The organism is Gordonia liuliyuniae (genome assembly GCF_021739025.1).
GTDB classification, from domain to species: Bacteria; Actinomycetota; Actinomycetes; order Mycobacteriales; family Mycobacteriaceae; genus Gordonia; species Gordonia liuliyuniae.
On record NZ_JAKKOT010000003.1, the window covers coordinates 664,039 to 681,978 of the forward strand.

The 17,940-nt window shown below is 66.5% G+C and carries 20 protein-coding genes; 11 read left to right on the forward strand and 9 right to left on the reverse strand.

What is annotated here, in order from left to right:
* Positions 1 to 60: 60 nt before the first annotated feature.
* Complete coding sequence (locus L5G28_RS08075) at positions 61 to 639, reverse strand: DUF1707 SHOCT-like domain-containing protein (protein WP_237001066.1); 579 nt, start codon at positions 637 to 639, stop codon at positions 61 to 63.
* 63 nt (positions 640 to 702) lie between these two features.
* On the opposite strand from L5G28_RS08075, the gene L5G28_RS08080 reads away from it, so the two are divergent.
* Entirely contained in the window at positions 703 to 1,830 is a 1,128-nt protein-coding gene (locus L5G28_RS08080) for an NAD(P)H-dependent amine dehydrogenase family protein (RefSeq protein WP_237001067.1), read from the forward strand.
* Positions 1,831 to 1,912: 82 nt separating this feature from the next.
* Entirely contained in the window at positions 1,913 to 2,404 is a 492-nt protein-coding gene (locus tag L5G28_RS08085; RefSeq protein WP_237001068.1) for a carboxymuconolactone decarboxylase family protein, read from the forward strand.
* A 12-nt stretch (positions 2,405 to 2,416) separates the two neighbouring features.
* Here L5G28_RS08085 and L5G28_RS08090 read toward each other — a convergent pair whose 3' ends face one another.
* Complete coding sequence (locus tag L5G28_RS08090) at positions 2,417 to 3,037, reverse strand: heme-binding beta-barrel domain-containing protein (RefSeq protein WP_237001069.1); 621 nt, start codon at positions 3,035 to 3,037, stop codon at positions 2,417 to 2,419.
* 164 nt (positions 3,038 to 3,201) lie between these two features.
* Entirely contained in the window at positions 3,202 to 3,678 is a 477-nt protein-coding gene (locus L5G28_RS08095) for a MarR family winged helix-turn-helix transcriptional regulator (protein WP_237001070.1), read from the reverse strand.
* Positions 3,679 to 3,799: 121 nt separating this feature from the next.
* On the opposite strand from L5G28_RS08095, the gene L5G28_RS08100 reads away from it, so the two are divergent.
* Positions 3,800 to 5,167 (forward strand): acyltransferase, encoded by a 1,368-nt coding sequence (locus tag L5G28_RS08100; protein ID WP_237001071.1) that lies wholly within the window; start codon positions 3,800 to 3,802, stop codon positions 5,165 to 5,167.
* A gap of 129 nt (positions 5,168 to 5,296) precedes the next feature.
* Here the strand turns inward: L5G28_RS08100 and ykgO are convergent, their stop codons facing one another.
* Entirely contained in the window at positions 5,297 to 5,419 is a 123-nt protein-coding gene (gene ykgO, locus L5G28_RS08105) for a type B 50S ribosomal protein L36 (RefSeq protein ID WP_237001072.1), read from the reverse strand.
* Between the two features lie 144 nt (positions 5,420 to 5,563).
* Here ykgO and L5G28_RS08110 point away from each other — a divergent pair, with 144 nt between their 5' ends.
* Both L5G28_RS08110 and L5G28_RS08115 read left to right on the forward strand, forming a co-directional pair.
* Entirely contained in the window at positions 5,564 to 6,376 is an 813-nt protein-coding gene (locus L5G28_RS08110; protein WP_237001073.1) for a Cof-type HAD-IIB family hydrolase, read from the forward strand.
* Positions 6,377 to 6,391: 15 nt separating this feature from the next.
* Positions 6,392 to 7,342 (forward strand): hypothetical protein, encoded by a 951-nt coding sequence (locus tag L5G28_RS08115; RefSeq protein WP_237001074.1) that lies wholly within the window; start codon positions 6,392 to 6,394, stop codon positions 7,340 to 7,342.
* On the opposite strand, the gene L5G28_RS08120 is transcribed toward L5G28_RS08115, so the two are convergent.
* From L5G28_RS08120 to L5G28_RS08135, 4 genes are all read right to left on the reverse strand, one after another.
* The gene (locus L5G28_RS08120) at positions 7,328 to 8,101 is read right to left on the reverse strand and encodes an amino acid ABC transporter ATP-binding protein (RefSeq protein ID WP_237001075.1); all 774 of its coding nucleotides are present in this window, start codon (positions 8,099 to 8,101) and stop codon (positions 7,328 to 7,330) included. The two genes, L5G28_RS08115 and L5G28_RS08120, sit on opposite strands and share 15 nt — an antisense overlap.
* A gap of 7 nt (positions 8,102 to 8,108) precedes the next feature.
* Positions 8,109 to 9,884 carry an ABC transporter substrate-binding protein/permease gene (locus L5G28_RS08125; RefSeq protein ID WP_237001076.1) on the reverse strand — a complete coding sequence of 592 codons (1,776 nt, stop codon included), beginning with the start codon at positions 9,882 to 9,884 and terminating at the stop codon, positions 8,109 to 8,111.
* Positions 9,885 to 10,029: 145 nt separating this feature from the next.
* Entirely contained in the window at positions 10,030 to 10,359 is a 330-nt protein-coding gene (locus tag L5G28_RS08130) for a histone-like nucleoid-structuring protein Lsr2 (protein ID WP_236999361.1), read from the reverse strand.
* 54 nt (positions 10,360 to 10,413) lie between these two features.
* A complete protein-coding gene (locus L5G28_RS08135) occupies positions 10,414 to 11,166 on the reverse strand; it encodes a hypothetical protein (protein WP_237001077.1) in 753 nt (250 codons plus the stop codon).
* A gap of 1 nt (position 11,167) precedes the next feature.
* Between L5G28_RS08135 and trhO the strand changes: the two genes are divergently transcribed.
* A complete protein-coding gene (gene trhO, locus L5G28_RS08140; RefSeq protein ID WP_237001078.1) occupies positions 11,168 to 12,019 on the forward strand; it encodes an oxygen-dependent tRNA uridine(34) hydroxylase TrhO in 852 nt (283 codons plus the stop codon).
* 19 nt (positions 12,020 to 12,038) lie between these two features.
* Complete coding sequence (locus L5G28_RS08145) at positions 12,039 to 13,046, forward strand: CobW family GTP-binding protein (RefSeq protein WP_237001079.1); 1,008 nt, start codon at positions 12,039 to 12,041, stop codon at positions 13,044 to 13,046.
* A gap of 9 nt (positions 13,047 to 13,055) precedes the next feature.
* Here the strand turns inward: L5G28_RS08145 and L5G28_RS08150 are convergent, their stop codons facing one another.
* Complete coding sequence (locus L5G28_RS08150) at positions 13,056 to 13,451, reverse strand: TIGR02611 family protein (protein ID WP_237001080.1); 396 nt, start codon at positions 13,449 to 13,451, stop codon at positions 13,056 to 13,058.
* A gap of 181 nt (positions 13,452 to 13,632) precedes the next feature.
* Between L5G28_RS08150 and L5G28_RS08155 the strand changes: the two genes are divergently transcribed.
* The 4 genes from L5G28_RS08155 to L5G28_RS08170 all read left to right on the forward strand — a co-directional run bounded on the left by L5G28_RS08155 (position 13,633) and on the right by L5G28_RS08170 (position 17,849).
* Complete coding sequence (locus tag L5G28_RS08155) at positions 13,633 to 14,727, forward strand: N-acetylmuramoyl-L-alanine amidase (RefSeq protein WP_237001081.1); 1,095 nt, start codon at positions 13,633 to 13,635, stop codon at positions 14,725 to 14,727.
* 53 nt (positions 14,728 to 14,780) lie between these two features.
* Positions 14,781 to 15,749: an SDR family oxidoreductase gene (locus L5G28_RS08160; protein WP_237001082.1), complete on the forward strand. Its 969-nt coding sequence runs from the start codon at positions 14,781 to 14,783 to the stop codon at positions 15,747 to 15,749.
* 1 nt (position 15,750) lies between these two features.
* Entirely contained in the window at positions 15,751 to 16,302 is a 552-nt protein-coding gene (locus L5G28_RS08165) for a nucleosidase (RefSeq protein WP_237001083.1), read from the forward strand.
* 62 nt (positions 16,303 to 16,364) lie between these two features.
* Positions 16,365 to 17,849: an acetyl-CoA acetyltransferase gene (locus L5G28_RS08170; protein ID WP_237001084.1), complete on the forward strand. Its 1,485-nt coding sequence runs from the start codon at positions 16,365 to 16,367 to the stop codon at positions 17,847 to 17,849.
* Positions 17,850 to 17,940 lie beyond the last annotated feature (91 nt).

Consider the following 17,940-nt stretch of genomic DNA (forward strand, 5'->3'; position numbering starts at 1 on the left):
AACAGATGTGTAATTCTGCGGCAGCCTGAAATGTCGATCCGGCTTGCCGAGGAGAGCGCGCTACCGCTTGATGATCAGCCCGGACGCCGCCGCCAGCGAACCGCGTACGACGACGATCGGGCCGCCCGGCCGGGCCGGTGGGCCTGCCTTGTCCTTCGTGCTCGACCAGCCGGACTTCACCACCTCGTCGGCGCGGACCTCGTGGTCGGGTCCCAGACGCAGCTTGACGTTGGTCGCCGAGACCTGGACCTCGATCTCGATTGTCGGCGTCGTGAACACGGCTTGCCGGAAGTCGAGGTCGAACGTGCCCATCGACCCGGTGAGGATCAGTCTCGGCGGGACTTGCCAGGAACCCTTGCGGCGCACAGTCTCCCAGTCGGAGCTCAACGTGGTCGGGGCAGTCGGCGCCGTAGGGACGCCGGTCGCGGTCGGCGCGTCGGGGAACAACATCGCGGCGTTGGGGAGGTCCGCGACCACTCCTCGCAGGTCGCCGCGGGTACGCGCGCCGTAGACGATGCCCGAGCGTTCCTCGAACTCGGAGATGTCGAGGTATCCGGTTGAGAACGCGTCGTTGAGAAAGCCGATGGCGCGTTCTCGTTCGGGGGTCCCGACTCGGACGTCGTCGTCACTGGCGCTCATGTGTCTCACCCTAAAGGAGGAGAACGCGCGCCCGTCGGCGTGACTGGCGGCTACGCTCAGACCATGGTGGACTGTAACGTGTGTCACTCGCCGATCCCGGTCGTCGTGTGGGGTACGGGGAACGTCGGCCGAGCGGCGATCCGGGCCGTCCACGCGCATCCCGATCTCGCCCTCGCAGCCGTGATCGTCGCGTCGGAGTCGAAGGTGGGATGTGACGCGGGGCGGCTCGCCGACCTCCCCGTCGGTGTCGCAGGCGACCTCGGAGTGCGCGCCACCCGCGACGTCGACGCAGCCCTCGCGAGCCTCGGCGGCGGCGGCGCGCTCGTGTACGCGGTGTCGGGCGAACTGCGGCCGGACGAGGCGGTCGCCGACATCGTTCGAGCGCTCGCCGCAGGCGCCGTCGTCGTCAGCACCTCGGTGTACGCGCTCTACGACCATCACAGCGCACCACCGGAAGTGCGGGATCCCGTCGAGCAGGCGTGCGCCGCCGGCCGATCGGCACTGTTCGTCAGCGGGATCGACCCCGGGTGGGGCAACGATCTGCTTCCGGTTCTCGTCAGTGGGCTCGGCGCGCGTATCGAGCAGATTCGGTGTCAGGAGATCTTCGACTACTCCACCTACGACGCCGAGGACTCCGTCCGCTACCTCGTCGGCATGGGGCAGCCGATGGACTACGAGCCCCCGATGGTCGGGGCAGGGGTGCCGACGATGGTCTGGGGCGGGCAGATCCGCCTCATCGCGCGGGCGCTCGGCGTTCGACTCGACGAGATCCGCGAAGTGGTCGATCGACAGCCGTTGACCGAACAGGTCACCACCGCCCTCGGCGACTTCGGCGAGGGGATGCAGGGAGCGTTGCGATTCGAGGTGCAGGGCGTCGTCGACGGCCGGGCGCTGATCGTCATCGAGCACGTCACCCGCATCGTCGCCGATGTCGCGCCCGACTGGCCGGCCCCGCCGGCAGGCGGCGACGGGGCACACCGCGTCGTCATCGAGGGCCGTCCGCGCATCGAGATCAACGTCGAGGCGACCGACGAGGACGGCAACCGGTCGGCGGGTGGCAATGCGACGGCGGCCGACCGCATCGTCAACGCGATTCCCTGGCTTCGCGACGCCGAACCGGGACTGTACGACGGACTCGAGGTTCCGCTCACACCCTCCGTCTACCTCCGAACCCCACCCCCGATGCCCTGACCCCCCGATGCCCCCACCCCCGATGCCCTGACCCCCGACACCCCGAAACCCTGACCTCCCACACCGACTCCAGGAGTTGACCGTGATCATCGACATTCCCGACGGTAAAGACCCCATCGGATACGTGTGGGGCGAGCTCGTTCCCGGCATCGGTCCGGCCGCCGCGACGTTGGCGACCAGCGTCTACGAACACAGCACACTCGGACTCCGCGAGTTCGAGGCGGCGCGACTGCGCATCGCGCAGATCAACGGCTGTCTGTTCTGTCAGGACTGGCGTACCGAACGCGACGGGCAGAAGGTGGAGGACACCTTCGACGCCGCGGTCGAGCAGTGGCGCGTGACCGACGCTTTCGACGAGCGCACACGTCTGGCTGCCGAATACGCCGAACGGTACGCACTCGACCACCACGGACTCGATGACGATTTCTGGACACGGATGCGGGCCGCCTACGCGGACCGGGAGATCGTCGAACTGTCGATGTGTCTGGGCTCGTGGTTGGCGTTCGGCCGCCTCAACCGGGTGCTGGGTATCGACGCGGTATGCGTCCTGCCCAGCCACGGGTCCACTGACTGAAGCCAGGTGCCCTCAGGCCTGGCTCGGGTGGAATCGCTTCACTCGGCGCAGCGTGTTCTCGTCGGTGTGGTGCATCGTGACGCCCGCCGCCGCTAAACGTAGGACCAGATCGGACGTATAGCTGATCGTCTCGTCGTCGATGATCGTGAACGAACTCGTGAAGTCCTCGATCTCGGCGCGCTCCATCAGATACTTGTTCTGCAGAATGCCGTATGACGGGTCGCCGGGCGTGGCGTTGAAGTGCAACTGGGTGTCGTGCGATCCGGCGTCGCTGCCCGCCAGGATCGCGATGCCGCGACCGAACACGACATTGCGCATCACCTGACCGTTCGCCTTGTCCCAGAGGAGGAAGCCGAACTCGTCGTGGAAGGGGTCCATCGCCTCCTCGCCGTGCCGCCACGCGGTCATCGAGTACTTCAGACCCCACAGCTTCTGCTGGCCGTTCTCCTGGATGGGGATCGGCGCGAACGACGCCTTTTCGAAGTACGACGTGCGGTCGGTGACGTCGTCGTCGTTGTGGTACGAGAGGTCGACGCCGACATCTCCCTCCCATTCGCCGACCAGCGGCGTGAGAGGGCCCAGCTTGCGCGGTCCTCGGATCTCGCTGACGGTGGCGTCTGCGGTGGTGGTCATGAGGTGTCTCCAATCGTCGGGTCGGACGGCCGGTCGTGAGTCTTCGGCCACGGCCAGAAGGCATTCCAGACGCAAGTGTTGCATAACGCAAGACATGAATCAGGCGAACCGTGCGAGAGGTCTCACTCGGTCGATTCGCTTAGGCGAAGCCCCCGCCCGGGGTGTCAGAACGGCAGGTTGCGGTGCAGTTCGTCGCCCGACGTCGTGCCGTCGAGCGAGCGGTGCAGACTCCGCAGCGCGCGTGCGCACGCTGCACGCTCCGCCGGGTCCAGGCTGCCGATGGCCTCGGACAGCTCCCGCCTGCGACGGTCGGTGACCTCCTGGACGACCCGGCGTCCGACATCGGTCAACCGCAGGGTCACCGCGCTCCGGTTGGCGGGATCCGCGCCGCGCAGGAGGTGACCGGAGGCATGCAGCCGATCAGCGAGCCGGGTGACCGACGAACCGACGACACCGAGCGCTCGCGCGCACGCGACCGAACTCGACGGGCCGTGCTCATGCAAGACCAGTAGCAGGCGGAACTGGGACAGCGAGACGTCGAGTCGTTCGACGCTGCGCAACGCGACGCCGACGAGATCGCGGGTGGCGGTCTCGAACGCGATCACCTCGTCGATCGGCGCCTGCGGGCGGTCCTCATCCATTCCGCGAGTATTCCACGCGACGCGCCAGAGGAGTTCCTGTGTGCCGTTCCCAGGTTCGGTCCGTAGACTCCGGCGCGGGGCGGGGTCGTGGGGTGAACGAAGACTCGCGGAGGTGTCGAGAGTGGAGCAGACCGTCGAGGAGACGGAGCGTGTGAGGACCGGCGAAGGGCAGACCGTCGTCGGTGACGCACCGTCTGCTCCATCGAGCACCGCAGGACCGGCGACGTCCGAGAAACCGACGTCCGAGAAACCTGCGCCCCGCACGGGCGGCCGCGCGCTGACCGCCGACTTCGTGCGCGTCGTGCTGTTCGCGGGCGTCGTCATCGCACACAGCGTCAGCGGCATCAACACCAGCCCGGACGTCCTGCGTTCGGCGCAACTCGTCGGCACCCTGCTGCACGTGACCCGCTACGGGTTCGTGGCGGTCACCCTGTTCGTCCTCGTGCTCAGCATGCGCGGACGGACGATGAGCCCCGTCCAGTTCTGGCGGCGACGATTCGGCCTGATCGTCGTCCCGTATCTCGTGTGGACGGTCGTGTACGTCGTGTCCGACCACCTGTTGATCGCCGACGATCCGTTCCCGGGAGTCGGCCAGTTCTTCGAGGACCTCGGCTGGTCGGTCGTCGCAGGCACCGGTAAGTATCAGCTCTACTTCCTGCTCATCTCCATGCAGATCTACCTGTTCTTTCCGGTGATCTCGTGGATCCTCGAGCGGACGATCAGACACCCGTGGCTGTTGTTGGCGGGTGCGGCCGCGATTCAGATCTTGACGTTCGTGACCTACCAGTGGCTGCCTCGCCCCAGCGGTTCCGCATGGGACCAGGTGTACGAGCACGCGTGGAAGACGCTGCCGATGTACACGTTGTTCGTGGCGATCGGCGGGCTCACCGCTCTGCACCTCGACCAGGTGCAGAGTTGGTTACGCGCCCACGTCGTCTCGGTCGTGAGCGCGTGCGCCCTCGGTACCGCGGCGAGCATTGCCGTCTATCTGTGGATGACCGAGCCGGGCGAGGTGCCGTGGCAGGCGACCACGCCGTGGAACCCGTCGTTGCTGCTGTGGCTGGTCAGCGGCGTCGTCCTGCTGTGGCTGGTGGCGATGGGGTGGGACGCACTCCGCGTCGGCGGCCGAAAGGTGGGGGCGCGGGCGGTCTCGTACGCGACGATCCGCGCGTTCGGCGTGTTCGCCATCCATCCGTTGATCCTCGACATCCTCAACCGCGTCGGATTCACTCCTGACCTGTACGAGTGGTTCCCGAGGTCGGCGGCCACCCGCTCGACGGTCCTGGTGATCGTCGTGCTGGTGCTCTCGCTGATCGCCGTCGACCTGCTGTTGCGTACACCCGCGGCCAAATGGCTCGTCGCCCGCGATCGCATCCCGCTACGGAAGAAGGCCCCGCTGCAGAAGAAGGCCCCGCTGCAGAAGAAAGCCCCGATGCAGAAGGAAGCCCCGATGCAGAAGAAAGCCCCAATGCAGAAGGAAGCACGGTAAGGACCGTGATCGTCGCCTTCTCTGTCGCCCCGTCCGGGCCCTCCCGCCGATTCCGCAGTCGCGTCGTCTGCGGACGATCGGGCGTGCGCGTAACTAGCGTTTCGATCGTTTCGCGCGTCGGCGCGGCGGTCAGCCCTGTCGGCCTTTGAAGCGGGGGTTCTGCTTGTTGATGACGAATGTGCGACCGCGTCGTCGGACGATCTGGGCGCCGGGCTGATTCTTGAGCGACTTGAGCGAGTTCCGAACCTTCATGCCGCCAGAGTATCGGTAATGAAAATCATTAACAAAAAAGCGGTCGGCGCCGGGACGGTCGGCAACCGACTGTGCGTTCGGCAATAGACTGGGCGGACCATCCCCGGACTCCCGGGTGTCCTGCCGATGAGAGGTGCATGCGCCGTGCCCGAACCCGCCGCCGATATAGGACTCGTGGTCTGCGACATGGACGGCACGCTGCTCGACGCCGACGGGCTCGTGCCCGAGGGGTTCTGGCCGCTCCTGCACGAGATGACCGCGCGGGGCATCGCCTTCGTTCCGGCCAGCGGCCGCCAGTACCAGAGTCTGGTTCGGCTGTTCGACCGGTTCCCCGGAACGCTGTCGTACGTCGCGGAGAACGGGGCCGTCGCCGTCCGCGAGGGCGAACTGCTGCATGCGGCCGCGATGGATCCCGACTTCGTGCGACGTGCGGTCCGCGCGGTTCGCGCCGCGAACGACGACGGCGCTCGGCTCCGTGCGATCGCGTGCCGCGCGGACGGTGCGTCCATCGAATCGGCCGACCCCGACTTCGCCGCCCACGCCGCCACCTATTGCGCGGTGCTGCATCAGGTCGACGATCTGACCGCCGACACCGACGGTGTCGTCAAGATCGCCGTCTACGACTTCGACGACGCGGCGGCGACCGCGAACGGCGTCCTCGCCCACCTCGGTGACGACCACGCGCTCGTGGTCTCGGGCGCGCACTGGCTCGACATCACTGGGCGCGGCGTGCACAAGGGTGTCGGCGTCCGCCGGCTGCAAGAGCATTTCGGAGTGAGCGCCGCGCGGACCGTCGTCTTCGGCGACTACCTCAACGATCTCGAGATGCTCGACGCGGCGGACCTCTCCTACGCGATGGACAACGCGCACCCCGAGGTGGCCGCTCGCGCCCGCTTCCGTGCGCCGTCGAACGTCGAGCACGGCGTGGTCACCGTGTTGAGCGAACTCCTCGGATGAGTAGGGTGCACAGGCATGACCGCTGAGAACCCCGTCGCCGACGACGACCTGGCCGCCCGGCTGCTCGACGCACACGTCGAGTTCATGTGCGGTCAGCTCACCGATCCGGAGGAGTTCGCCGCACTGGTGCACGAGGAGATCACTCACGTCCTCGACGACGCCGCGCACATCACCCTGTCTGAAGCGGTGTCGCGGGACCTCATCAAGGCCGTCGCACACAAGTACGCGGTCGCGTTCCCGGTGGAGGGCGCGATCCCCGAGCTCGTCGGTCGGGTCGCGGCGCGGCTGTACCACGACTCCGCGACCGACGACGTCGTCCTGGCCGAACTGATCGGTCGGAAGCACGCCGACGACCTGACCGACGACATCGCGCAGCTCGGCCTGTCGCGCAGGCTGGTGGAGCGAGTGCTCGACTCGCCCGACACCGTCGACACCGTCGTCGAAGCCGTCCAGCGGTCCGTCGACTCCTCACGCCTGCCGCAGAGCCTGCGCCGGTACGTCGACGGCGCGGTGGAGTCGGTGACCCGTCGGGCAGCGTCGTTCGTATTGCGTGCCAACAGATCCGAATCGGATGAGCTGCTCGCGGACACGATGCGCGAGCTGTCGCGGGCTGCCGCCGCGCCGGGCGCCGGCGCACTCGGTTCGCTCGTCGAACCCGGTGACGTGGAAGACGTCGTCGTCCTGGTCTTCGAGTTCTGGCGCCTCTTCCGCGAGACCTACTACTTCGCTCGGCTCCTCGCCGACGGCGTCGACGAGGTCTTCGACACCTACGGCGACACGGCGCTCGCGGACCTCTTGGCCGACCTCGGGATCGGCTACGACGACCTCATCGAGGAAGCGCACCGATTCGGTCCGCCGGTCATCGCCGAGATCAACAGCCGGGGCTTCCTGGAGGCCGCACTGCGACGACGTCTCGCGCCGTTCTATGCCTCGCGCGCGTTCACCGAGGCGCTACAGCACCTGTGACAGGAATGCGCGCAGCCGACCGCTCTGGGCGTCTTCGAACAGTTTCTCCGGGGTGCCGGTCTCGACGACCGACCCTTCGTCCATGAAGACGACGTTGTCGGCGACGTCGCGCGCATACCCCATCTCGTGGGTCACGACGATCATCGTCATACCCTCCGTCGACAGTTCGGCCATCAGGGCGAGGACGCCCTTGACGAGTTCGGGGTCGAGCGCGCTCGTCGCCTCGTCGAAGAACATGATCTCGGGTTTCATCGCCAAGGCCCGCGCGATCGCGACACGCTGCTGCTGACCGCCCGACAGCGTGGACGGCCGGACGTCGGCTTTGTGTTTGAGTCCGACGGCGTCGAGCTGGGTGAGCGCCAGCTGGTGGGCCTCGTCCTTGCTCAAGCCGCGCAGCTTGCGGGGCGCCAGAGCGACGTTCTGTGCGACAGTCTTGTGCGGGAACAGATTGAACTGCTGGAAGACCATGCCGATTCGGCGTCGGAGTTCGTCCGGGTTGTCGCCGAGGACCGAGCGGCCATCGATGAGGATGTCTCCCTGCTGCGGCTCGTGGAGACGGTTCAGCACGCGAAGCAACGTCGACTTGCCCGAACCGGATGGCCCGATGACTGTCGTCGTGGTTCCTGCGTCCACCTGGATGTCGACGCCGCGCAGCACATGATTGTCACCGAACGAGAGGTGCAGGTCGGTGCCGGTCAACGAGATCGCGGAATCGCTGCTGACCAGAGGGTGGGCGACCGGTGGGGTAGGAGTGCTCATGGTGAGATCAGGCCTTTCCGGTGCGCAGGCGCTTGTCGATGTAGTTGACCAGGTGGGTCAGCGGGACGGTCAGGACCAGATACAGCAGGCCTGCGGCGAGCAGCGGTGTCAGATTGCCGCTGTCGGCGTTGAAATCCTTGCCGACTGCGAACAGGTCGCGCTCAGACACGGTCAGACCGAGGAAGTAGATCAGTGACGAGTCCTTGATCAGCACGATGAACTGGTTCATCAGTGCGGGCAGGACGCGGCGGACCCCCTGCGGGATCACCACGAGTGACATCGACGACCGATACGAGAATCCCAGCGCGCGGGAGGCCTCCATCTGGCCGTCCTCCACACTCTGGATGCCTGATCGGAAGATCTCGCCGATGTAGGCGGCGGCGAGCAGTCCCAGCGCGATGGAACCGAGCCAGAACGGATTGCCGCCGGTGATGTTCTTGACCACCGGGCCGAAGCCGAGCCCGACCATCAGGATGACGACGACGGCGGGCAGCCCACGGAAGACATCGGTGTAGACGCGGGCCGGCCAGCGGAGCCAACGGGTGCGCGAAATTCCCGCGACCGCGAGCAGCATGCCGAGGACGGTGCCGATGACGCCGGACGTGATCGCGATCTTCAGCGTGTTCGGCAGACCCGTCGTGACCAGCTCGGGCAATGCCTTGCGGAACTGTTCGCCGCTGAAGAAGGTGTCGCCGAGTTGTTCCAGAGTGCTCTTCGGTGCGACGGCCTCGGTCTTCGTCTGATCGGCCGCGTTCGCTTCGGCGATCTTCGCGAAGTCCGGGAGCTTCGGCGACGGTGCGGCTTTGGAACCGGGCTTCCAACCTGCCGGCAGTTCACGCGGCGCCCAGTCCTCGTACAGTCTCGACCAGGTGCCATCGGCGATGATCGCGTCGAGTGCGCTGTTGAGCGCGTCGGCCAGCTTCGGGTTGCCCTTGTTGACGGCCCAGCCGGTGAAGTTGTTGATGCTGAACGTGTTCTCGAGGATCCCGATCCCGTCGGACGCCTGGACGGTGCCTTCGGCCTGCTGGCTGGGCGCGACCCACGCGTCGATCTGCCCGGACCGCAGATTCGCGTAAGCGGTCGCGTAGTCGGGGAACTTGACCGGGTTCAGGCCCAGCGTGTTGGCGACGTAGTCGTCCTGCACGGTGCCCTGGACGACGCCGATGCGGGTGCCCGCATTCAGGTCGTCGAAGCTCTGCACCTCGCCGTCGACCTTCGCGGCGAGCGCGAAATAGCCGAAGTCGTAGCCGTTGGTGAAGCCGACGGTCTGGCGACGTTCGTCGGTGGTCGTGATCGACGACGACCCGACGTCGAACCGCTTGCCTGCGACCTGGGCCAGCAGACTGGAGAACTCGGTGCCGACGAATTCGACCTGCAAGCCGAGCTTGTCGGCCATGGCGCGCAGCATCTCGTTGTCCATGCCCGTGTACTGCTGCTTGGAGTTGACGCAGATGCTCGGCGGGGCGTCGCCGAGGGTGCCGACGATGATCGTGCCCGGCTTGATGAGGCCGAGGTCGGACGTATCGATCTCGTCGATCGGCGTCACGGTCGGCGTCGTGAACTTGTCGGGCGCCTGGGCGCTCGTCGCGAGGTTCGTCGGCGCCGCCGACGCGCTGTTGACTCCGGGCGGGGCGCACAGACCCTCATCGTCGGTCTCGTCCGACGACGAGGAACCGCACGCTGCGAGCGCACCGATCAGGAGCACCGCGATCAGCAGCGGCAACCACCTGCGAGGAGAGGGCAGTGCGGGAACCCGCCGCTGAGCCTTATGAAGGACAGTCATGGTTGGTCAGAGTATCGCGGCCGAATACCGCGGCCCATAGATACAACCGGGCTGGGGAAAAGTCCGGCCTGAGCAAAGGGTGCCATGACAACGATCGGGGCCCCGGACCGTGTGGTCCGGAGCCCCGATCGTTAACCGCGGGAAGTCAGTGGGCAGCCTCGTAGGCGGCCAGGACGTCGGCGGGGATGCGACCGCGGTCGCTCACCGGGTGCCCGTTCTCGTTGGCCCACTGGCGAATGACGCGTGTGTTCGCGGCCGGGCGCGCCGATCCTGCGCCACGACGAGGCGTCGCGCGACCGACCGACCGCGACGCGGCGACATACGTGGCCACGTGGTTACGGAACTCTTCGGCGTGCGCAGGCGATGTGTCGAACTCGAAGTTCTTGCCATCGAGGCTCCAGCGGACGGTTTCATATTCATCGAGCTCTGCGCCGTCGATGTCGTCGACGATCTTGATCACGGTCTTCTTTGCCACGGGGCGCCCCTTAATAGAAATCTGTGGGTATTTCGTCGCCTACTGTACACATGATCAGCGCGTCGATACCACACGAGAAGCAGAGGTCGAAGAAGATGATTCCGATTCCACTCCGGTCAACGATTCCGGAGCCCTTTCGTCTGCTCTGATCTCAGAGAATCCGTCGTCGGTCAACGCAAAACCTGAGCCGGAGTCCGACTCGACGCAATACAGTCCCGAATCCTGCGACAGACAAGCGAAGCGGGCGACGGAAATCGTCGATCCGGACGGGATGCTGCGCGATCGGAACAAGACAGAGTAACGGTTATCGCAAGCGCCTCGGGATACTCCGTCACCAGACAGCACTGCGAGATCCCGGTCCCAGGAACAGCCAGCATCCTCGTTCGCAGGCGGGTTCGCCGGACCGTTCACCTCGTCGGAGGCGCACGTCAACGCATTCGCGCCGTTGTTGCCCGTCGAGCAACGGATTTCACGGTCGGCCGAAGTGAAGTGGTATCCGGAAACGTCCTCTCGGCTTCCGTCCGCGGTGGAGGCGCCGATCTGATATTCAGAGTTGCTCACTCGCGGAGCGCTTTTGATGACTCTTTCGTAACTCCACTCGGACGGGACATCGTTCGAATGCGAACGCTCGGTCGTCGAGGTCGCCGACAGCGTCGACGGCTTGGTCTCGGTCGAGAGGTCGTCGGTGCTGGGAATGACGATCCGGTCGGGGGTTCCCTGATCAGTGAGTAGCCCACAGCCGCTGAGCGTGAGCAGCCCGAGCAGGGCTATGGCGGCGACCCCGCCGCGTGGTCCGTACCCTTGCACTGTGGCGACCCCCAAAATCGTACTGTTCTATGTGTTCACGCCGCTGCCCGATCCGGAGGCCGTTCGCCTCTGGCAGCACCGGGTATGCGAGTCCCTCGGCCTGCACGGCAGGATCATCGTGTCATCCCACGGGATAAACGCCACAGTGGGTGGCGACATCCGTGAAGTGAAACAGTACGTGAGAGCCACCCGCGAGTACACGCCGTTCCGCAGAGCGGACATCAAATGGTCGGACGGTGTCGGTGACGACTTTCCCCGACTGACGGTGAAGGTGCGCGCAGAGATAGTCACGTTCGGCGCGCCCGACGAGGTCGAGGTCGACGAGAACGGCATCATCGGAGGCGGCACTCACCTCAATCCGGATGAGCTCCACGCGTTGATCGAAGAACGCGGCGGCGACGTCGCATTCCTCGACGGCCGGAATGCGATCGAGGCGCAGATCGGACGTTTTCGAGGCGCGATCGTGCCGGACGTGGAGACCACACGCGACTTCATTCCACTTCTGGAAAGTGGCGAACTCGACCACCTCAAACACAAACCGGTCGTGACGTACTGCACCGGTGGCGTCCGCTGTGAAGTCCTCACTGCGATCATGCGGCATCGAGGATTCACCGACGTCTATCAACTGGACGGGGGAATTGTGCGGTACGGCGAGCGGTTCGCAGACCGCGGACTGTGGGAGGGCTCTCTCTACGTCTTCGACAAGCGAATGTCGATAGATTTCGGCGCCCCCGCGGTCATCGGGCGATGCGCCGAATGCCAGGCGCCGACGTCGCGCGTCGTCAATCACCCGGACCGGCGGGGGCGCGAGTTGGCGGTGGTCTGCGAAGAATGCGTGCCGACCGGTGCGTGAACGACACATTCCAGTTGTCGTGCTGGCGGGATTCTTAGGAGCCGGTAAGACCACGTTGCTCAACAATGTCCTCGCTAATGCGGGAGGACGACGAATCGGTGTTCTGGTCAACGACTTCGGATCCATCAACGTCGACGCGATGCTCGTCTCCGGAGTGGCTGGCGGCACCGTCACGCTCGAGAACGGCTGCATGTGCTGCACAACCGACGCGGACGGTCTCGAGGAGGCCGTCGGTGCGTTGTCGGCACCGACCGCGGGCCTCGACGCGATCGTGATCGAGGCGAGCGGGATCGCCGAGCCGAGCGCGTTGATCAGGCTCGTGCTGGCGGCGTGCGGGGCGACGGCATCGTACGGGGGACTGGTCTACGTCGTCGACTCGTCCGCGCTCGCCCGGACCGTCGACGAACACCCGTCGGTGCGCGACCACATCGGGGTCGCCGACCTCGTGGTCTGCAACAAGGCGGACCTCGTCGACGAGACGGTGCTCTCCGGGGTGCGCGATCTTGTCGCCGAACTGAATCCGACGGCCTCGACTGTCGTGGTCAGCGAGGCGGCGGTCGACCCGGCGATGCTGTTCGACGATGCGCCCGAGCGCGCCGCCGACGTCGGCGCCCGACAGCTCACCTTCGACGAACTGTTGGCAGACGAGCCGGCGGACCACGATCACAGTTCCCACCTGCACGCGTCGTTCCAGTCCACGTCACTGGCGACGGCCGATGCCGTCGACCCGCGCAGACTCGCGCGCTTCCTGGAACGACCGCCAGCCGGTGCGTACCGGATCAAAGGAGAGGCTCACATCGATCTGCCGGGGCATCGCGACCACGCCTACGTGATCCAGGCGGTCGGCGGCATCGTCCGCGTGACCACTCAGGCATGGGCGGGCAGGCCGGTCCGGACATCCCTGGTGGTGATCGGTGCGGGCCTGGACGTCGACGCCGCCGACCACGCGCTCGCCGCGCTCGTCGAACCGCCCGATCCCACGGACGAGCACGGAATCCTGCACATCACCCGGTACATCGTCGACTGACCCGAACTGTCAGAAGACCGGTGAGTCGAGCCAATCGGCGTGGATGCCGACCCAGCCGGCGACGAGGTCCAGCGCGTCGGTGACCCACAGGGTGGCGATTACGATCGCGCAGGTCGCGACACCGAGAATAATCTGTGCGACGAGATTGTCGTCGATGTAGCGACGGTAGAACGTGTTGAGCTTGTCCATGATCCACCGCCGCAGCCGGGCCGCCCATTCGAGTTCCTGCGACAGGATCAGCAGGCCGAGGAAGACCATCGCCCAGCCGGGGCCGGGGTACGGGATCGCGACGACGCCGACGGCGGTCACGAGCACGCCGACGACGATCGTCACATAGCGCAGGACGAAGCCGTACCGATGGTTGTGCCGGAGATTGTGGTATCTCGCACCGAGTTTCGCGAACATGCGTGGCTTTCGAGTCGTCTCGTTGGAACGCCCAGACTCTACAGGCGGTCGGGTCACAGCGGGTTAACGATTCGGTGCCGTGGAAGGTTCCCGTTCGACAGCGACCCTCGACTACTGGTTCACTGTTACGCAAGTGATCAATGTGACGATTGATGTGTCGTTTGGAAGGGGAGCAGCGCCGATGAATGGTGTCCGTGTACGTCGTGGAGTTCTCGCAGGGGCATCGCTGGCCGCGACCGCAGCGCTCGGTCTGGGGATGGTCAACGTGCCGTCCGCGGACGCCGCCCCCTCGCCGAGGGCCGGGAAAGCACTGGCCGGGAAGACGATCTTCCTCGATCCGGGACACCAGGGATCGGCGGCCGGACACGACCTCGGCAAGCAGGTTCCGGACGGTCGGGGCGGCAAGAAGGACTGCCAGACCACCGGAGCCACCGCGGTGAGCGGCAAAGCCGAGCACACCGTCAACTGGGAAGTCTCTCAGCTTGTGAAGGCCGCGCTCGAGGGCAAGGGAGCCCGAGTGGTGCTGAGCCGCAAGGACGACACCGGATGGGGTGGATGCGTCGACGAGCGCGCCGAGGCGGCGAGTCGGTCGGGCGCGGCAGTCGCAGTCAGCCTGCACGCCGACTCGACGAGCACAGCGGCCGACGCCGGCAAGAAGGGGTTCCACCTGATCGTGCCGACGCTGCCGCTGCCCGATAAGGCGGCGGACACCGCGCAGGCGGGCGAAGGTCGCAAGGCGTCCAACTCGATGCGCGACGCGATGGTCAAGGCGGGCTTCGCCCCCGCGGGCTACGCGGGCGCCGTCGACGGGATCCAGACACGCTCGGACATTGCGGGTGTCAACCTCACTCGCGTCCCGGCCGTGTTCCTCGAAATGGGCAACCTATCGAACCCGGCCGAAGCCAAGTCGCTGTCGTCTGCACAGGGTGCGGCGAAGTATGCGGTCGCGATCACCGACGGAATCACGTCGTACGTCGAAGGCAAGGCCGGGCCCGCGAACCCGACCGCACCGGTCCCCGCACCAGGGGACGACAAGTCCGGGCAGGGCGTGAACCCGCAGGATCAGGCCGCGCCCGAATCCGACGACAGCGGTGACGGCGTCGACCTCGCAGGCCTCGCCGCGATCGGTCCGCTGTTCGACAAGATCGCAGACGCCAAGAGCGCGCAGGAGGCGCAACGGATCCTGTTGAGCGAGGGGCAGGACGTGTCAGCCGACGTGCTCAAGTCGATGCTGTCGGTGGTCTACGCGGTCTTCGGCGGCAAACTGCCGGTCTGATCCCGCCAATGGTGATCCGATGGCGCGGGAACGCATCGGGTTAGGGTTGTGACATGGGCCTCGATCCGCTGCGCACGCTGACCACGATCCGCGACCTGTTCTGGGTCCCGACCCCGGTTCCGTCTCTGCGCGGGCGCACGGTGTTGATCACCGGTGCCGCCAGCGGGATCGGTCGTGCGACGGCGGTTGCCGCCGCACGCGACGGCGCGCAGCTCGTCCTCACCGACTTACATGCCGACCCGCTGAACGCCGTGGTCGCCGACATCGCAGGCGACGGCGGCTCGGTGGTCTATCACGCGGCAGGCGACGTGTCCGACTACGACTGGGTCGCGTCGTTCGCGCGCGCCGTGGACGCGGAGGTCGGCGTGATGGACGTCGTCATGAACGTCGCCGGAATCTCGGCGTGGGGGACCGTCGAGCACCTCAAGCACTCGCATTGGCGCAAGCTCGTCGACGTCAACCTGATGGGTCCGATCCACATCATCGAGAGCTTCGTCCCGCAGATGGTGCGCCGCGGCGCCGGCGGCCACGTGGTCAACGTGTCGTCGGCTGCCGGGCTCCTCGCACTGCCGTGGCACGCCGCCTACAGTGCCAGCAAGTTCGGTATCCGCGGGGTGTCCGAAGTGCTGCGTTACGACCTCCGGCGTCACGGCATCGGCGTGTCGCTGGTGTGTCCGGGCGGCGTCGCGACGCCGCTCGTCGGGACCGTCGAGATCGTCGGTCTCGACCGCGACGACCCACGAGTGGCGAAGCAGGTCGACAGTTTCGGAAAGATCGCAGTGACGCCGGAGAAGGCCGCGAACGCCATCATCCGCGGGGTCGTCAAGAACAAGTTCATGGTCTACACGTCGTTCGACGTCCGGTTCGGGTACTGGTGGGCGCGCAAGTTCGCGTTCCCATACGAGGTCGCGATGCGGATTGCGAACAACCGGTTCGACCAGCTCTCCCGGATCGCCGGCCTCGGCGCCTTCGACGGCGCGCCCGAGGGGGCGGCGTCGACTCGGACGGGGCGGACCGACTGACGTGAGCACGACCCTCATCGTCTCCGCGACACACGCTGAGGCGGCGCACCTCGGCGCGCGCACGGACGTCCTCGTCACGGGAATCGGCAAGGTCCGCGCTGCGATGGCGGTGACCCGACGACTCGAGCGCGGCGACTATACGCGGGTGATCAACATCGGCACCGCCGGAGCCCTGCACGACCACCACTCGGGTCTGTTTGTTCCGTCGGCGGTCGTCGAGCACGACATCAGCGCCGCGGCCTTGACCGCCATCGGCTACGACACCGTCGACCGGTGGGAGTTCGACGACGGCGACGGTAGCGTCCTCGCGACCGGCGACACGTTCGTCACCGACCCCGCGCGCCGCGCACAGCTGGCCGAACGCGCCGACCTCGTGGACATGGAGGGTGCGGCGATCGCGCAGGTGTGCGCTCACTATCGGATACCGCTCACGCTGGTGAAGGCGGTCAGCGATCAGGCGGACGACTCGGCGATGGAGTGGCCGCAGGTCGTCGACGCAGCCGCACGCCAACTCGCGGACTGGGTGCGGACCGTGGGTGGCCTCGCAACGTAAACTAATGATTTTAGATAGAGTCATCGGGATCCGTCAATTCGACTAACGAACTTGGAGTCCCGATGGCACTTGATCCGCGCACCCCGATCCTCGTCGGTGGGGGGCAGCTCAACAATCGTGATGGCGGTGTCGAGCCGGTCGATCTGATCGCCCAGGCCGCACGTGCTGCCGCCGCTGAAGCGGGCTCGGACCGGATCCTGCGGCGCATCGACTCGATCCGGCTCGTCCGGATGCTGTCGTGGCGCTACCGCAACGCTGGACTTCTCGTTGCCGAGCGTCTCGGCGCGCCGGTCGTGCACACCGCGTACACGGGCGACGGCGGCAACTGCCCGCAGACGTTGGTGTCCGCGGCGGCGCGCGACATTCTGGCGGGGCGGTGTGAGGCCGTCCTGGTCGGCGGAGCCGAGGCGTGGCGGACACGGATGAAGCTTCGCGCGGACGGGCAGCGGCCCGACTGGACTGTGCAGGACGAGAATGTCGATGCGCCCGAGCAGGCGATCGGCGACGTGCCAATGGTGTTCGACGCGCACAAGCGGATCGGCCTCGATCGTCCCGCATTCGTCTATCCGCTCTTCGAAGAGGCGCTGCGCGCCTCGCTCGGCCGTGGCGTCGACGAGCATCGAGACGCGATCGGTCGACTGTGGTCCCGGTTCGCCGACGTGGCCGTCGCCAACCCGTTCGCCTGGACGCGCACTCCGCACTCGGCCGCCGACATCATCACACCGAGTGAACGCAACCGATGGATCTGTCGGCCCTACACCAAGCTGTTGAACTCGAACAACATGGTCGAACAGGCAGCCGCGGTGGTCGTGTGTTCGGTCGGGGTGGCCACTGAACTCGGCATTCCGCGCGACAACTGGGTCTTCATCCATTCGGCGACCGATGCGCACGACACCTACGACATCACCGAGCGCGAGCGGCTCGACGGGAGTGCGGCGATCAGGATCGCCGGATCTCGTGCGCTCGAGGATGCGGGCGTCGGCATCGACGAGATCGAGCACGTCGACCTGTACTCGTGCTTTCCGTCCGCGGTCCAGGTGGCGGCGCGCGAACTCGGTCTGCCGATCGACGACCCGGCCCGATCGCTGACGGTGACGGGTGGGCTGACGTTCGCCGGTGGTCCGTGGAACAACTACAGCACCCATGCGATCGCCACGATGGCGACGACGCTGCGCGCGAATCCCGGACATCGAGGGTTGATCACGGCCAACGGCGGTTACCTGACGAAACATGCGGTCGGGGTCTATGGAACCCAGCCGCCCGAGCGGCCGTTCGTGCACCGCGACGTGCAGCCCGAGGTCGACGCGCTCGGGACGGTCGCTGCCCGAGACGACTTCGCCGGGCAGGCTCGGGTGGAGTCGTGCTCGGTGGCCTACGACCGTGCGGGCGACCCCGTGCGGGCTTTTGCGGCGGTCCGCACGTCCGACGGCGAACGGTCGCTTGTCGGCACAGAGGAGGCCGGCCTGCTGGCGGCGTTGACCGCCGACGACGTGATCGGGTCGACCGCTCGGGTGGATGGCGCGGGCGGCCTCGTCGACCTGGTCTGAGCCGATGCACGCCCCAAGCCGTGATACAGCGAACGGATTCTGTCATCTGTTGACCTAATGGGTGTAGGTAAACTATACTCGGCTGTGACAC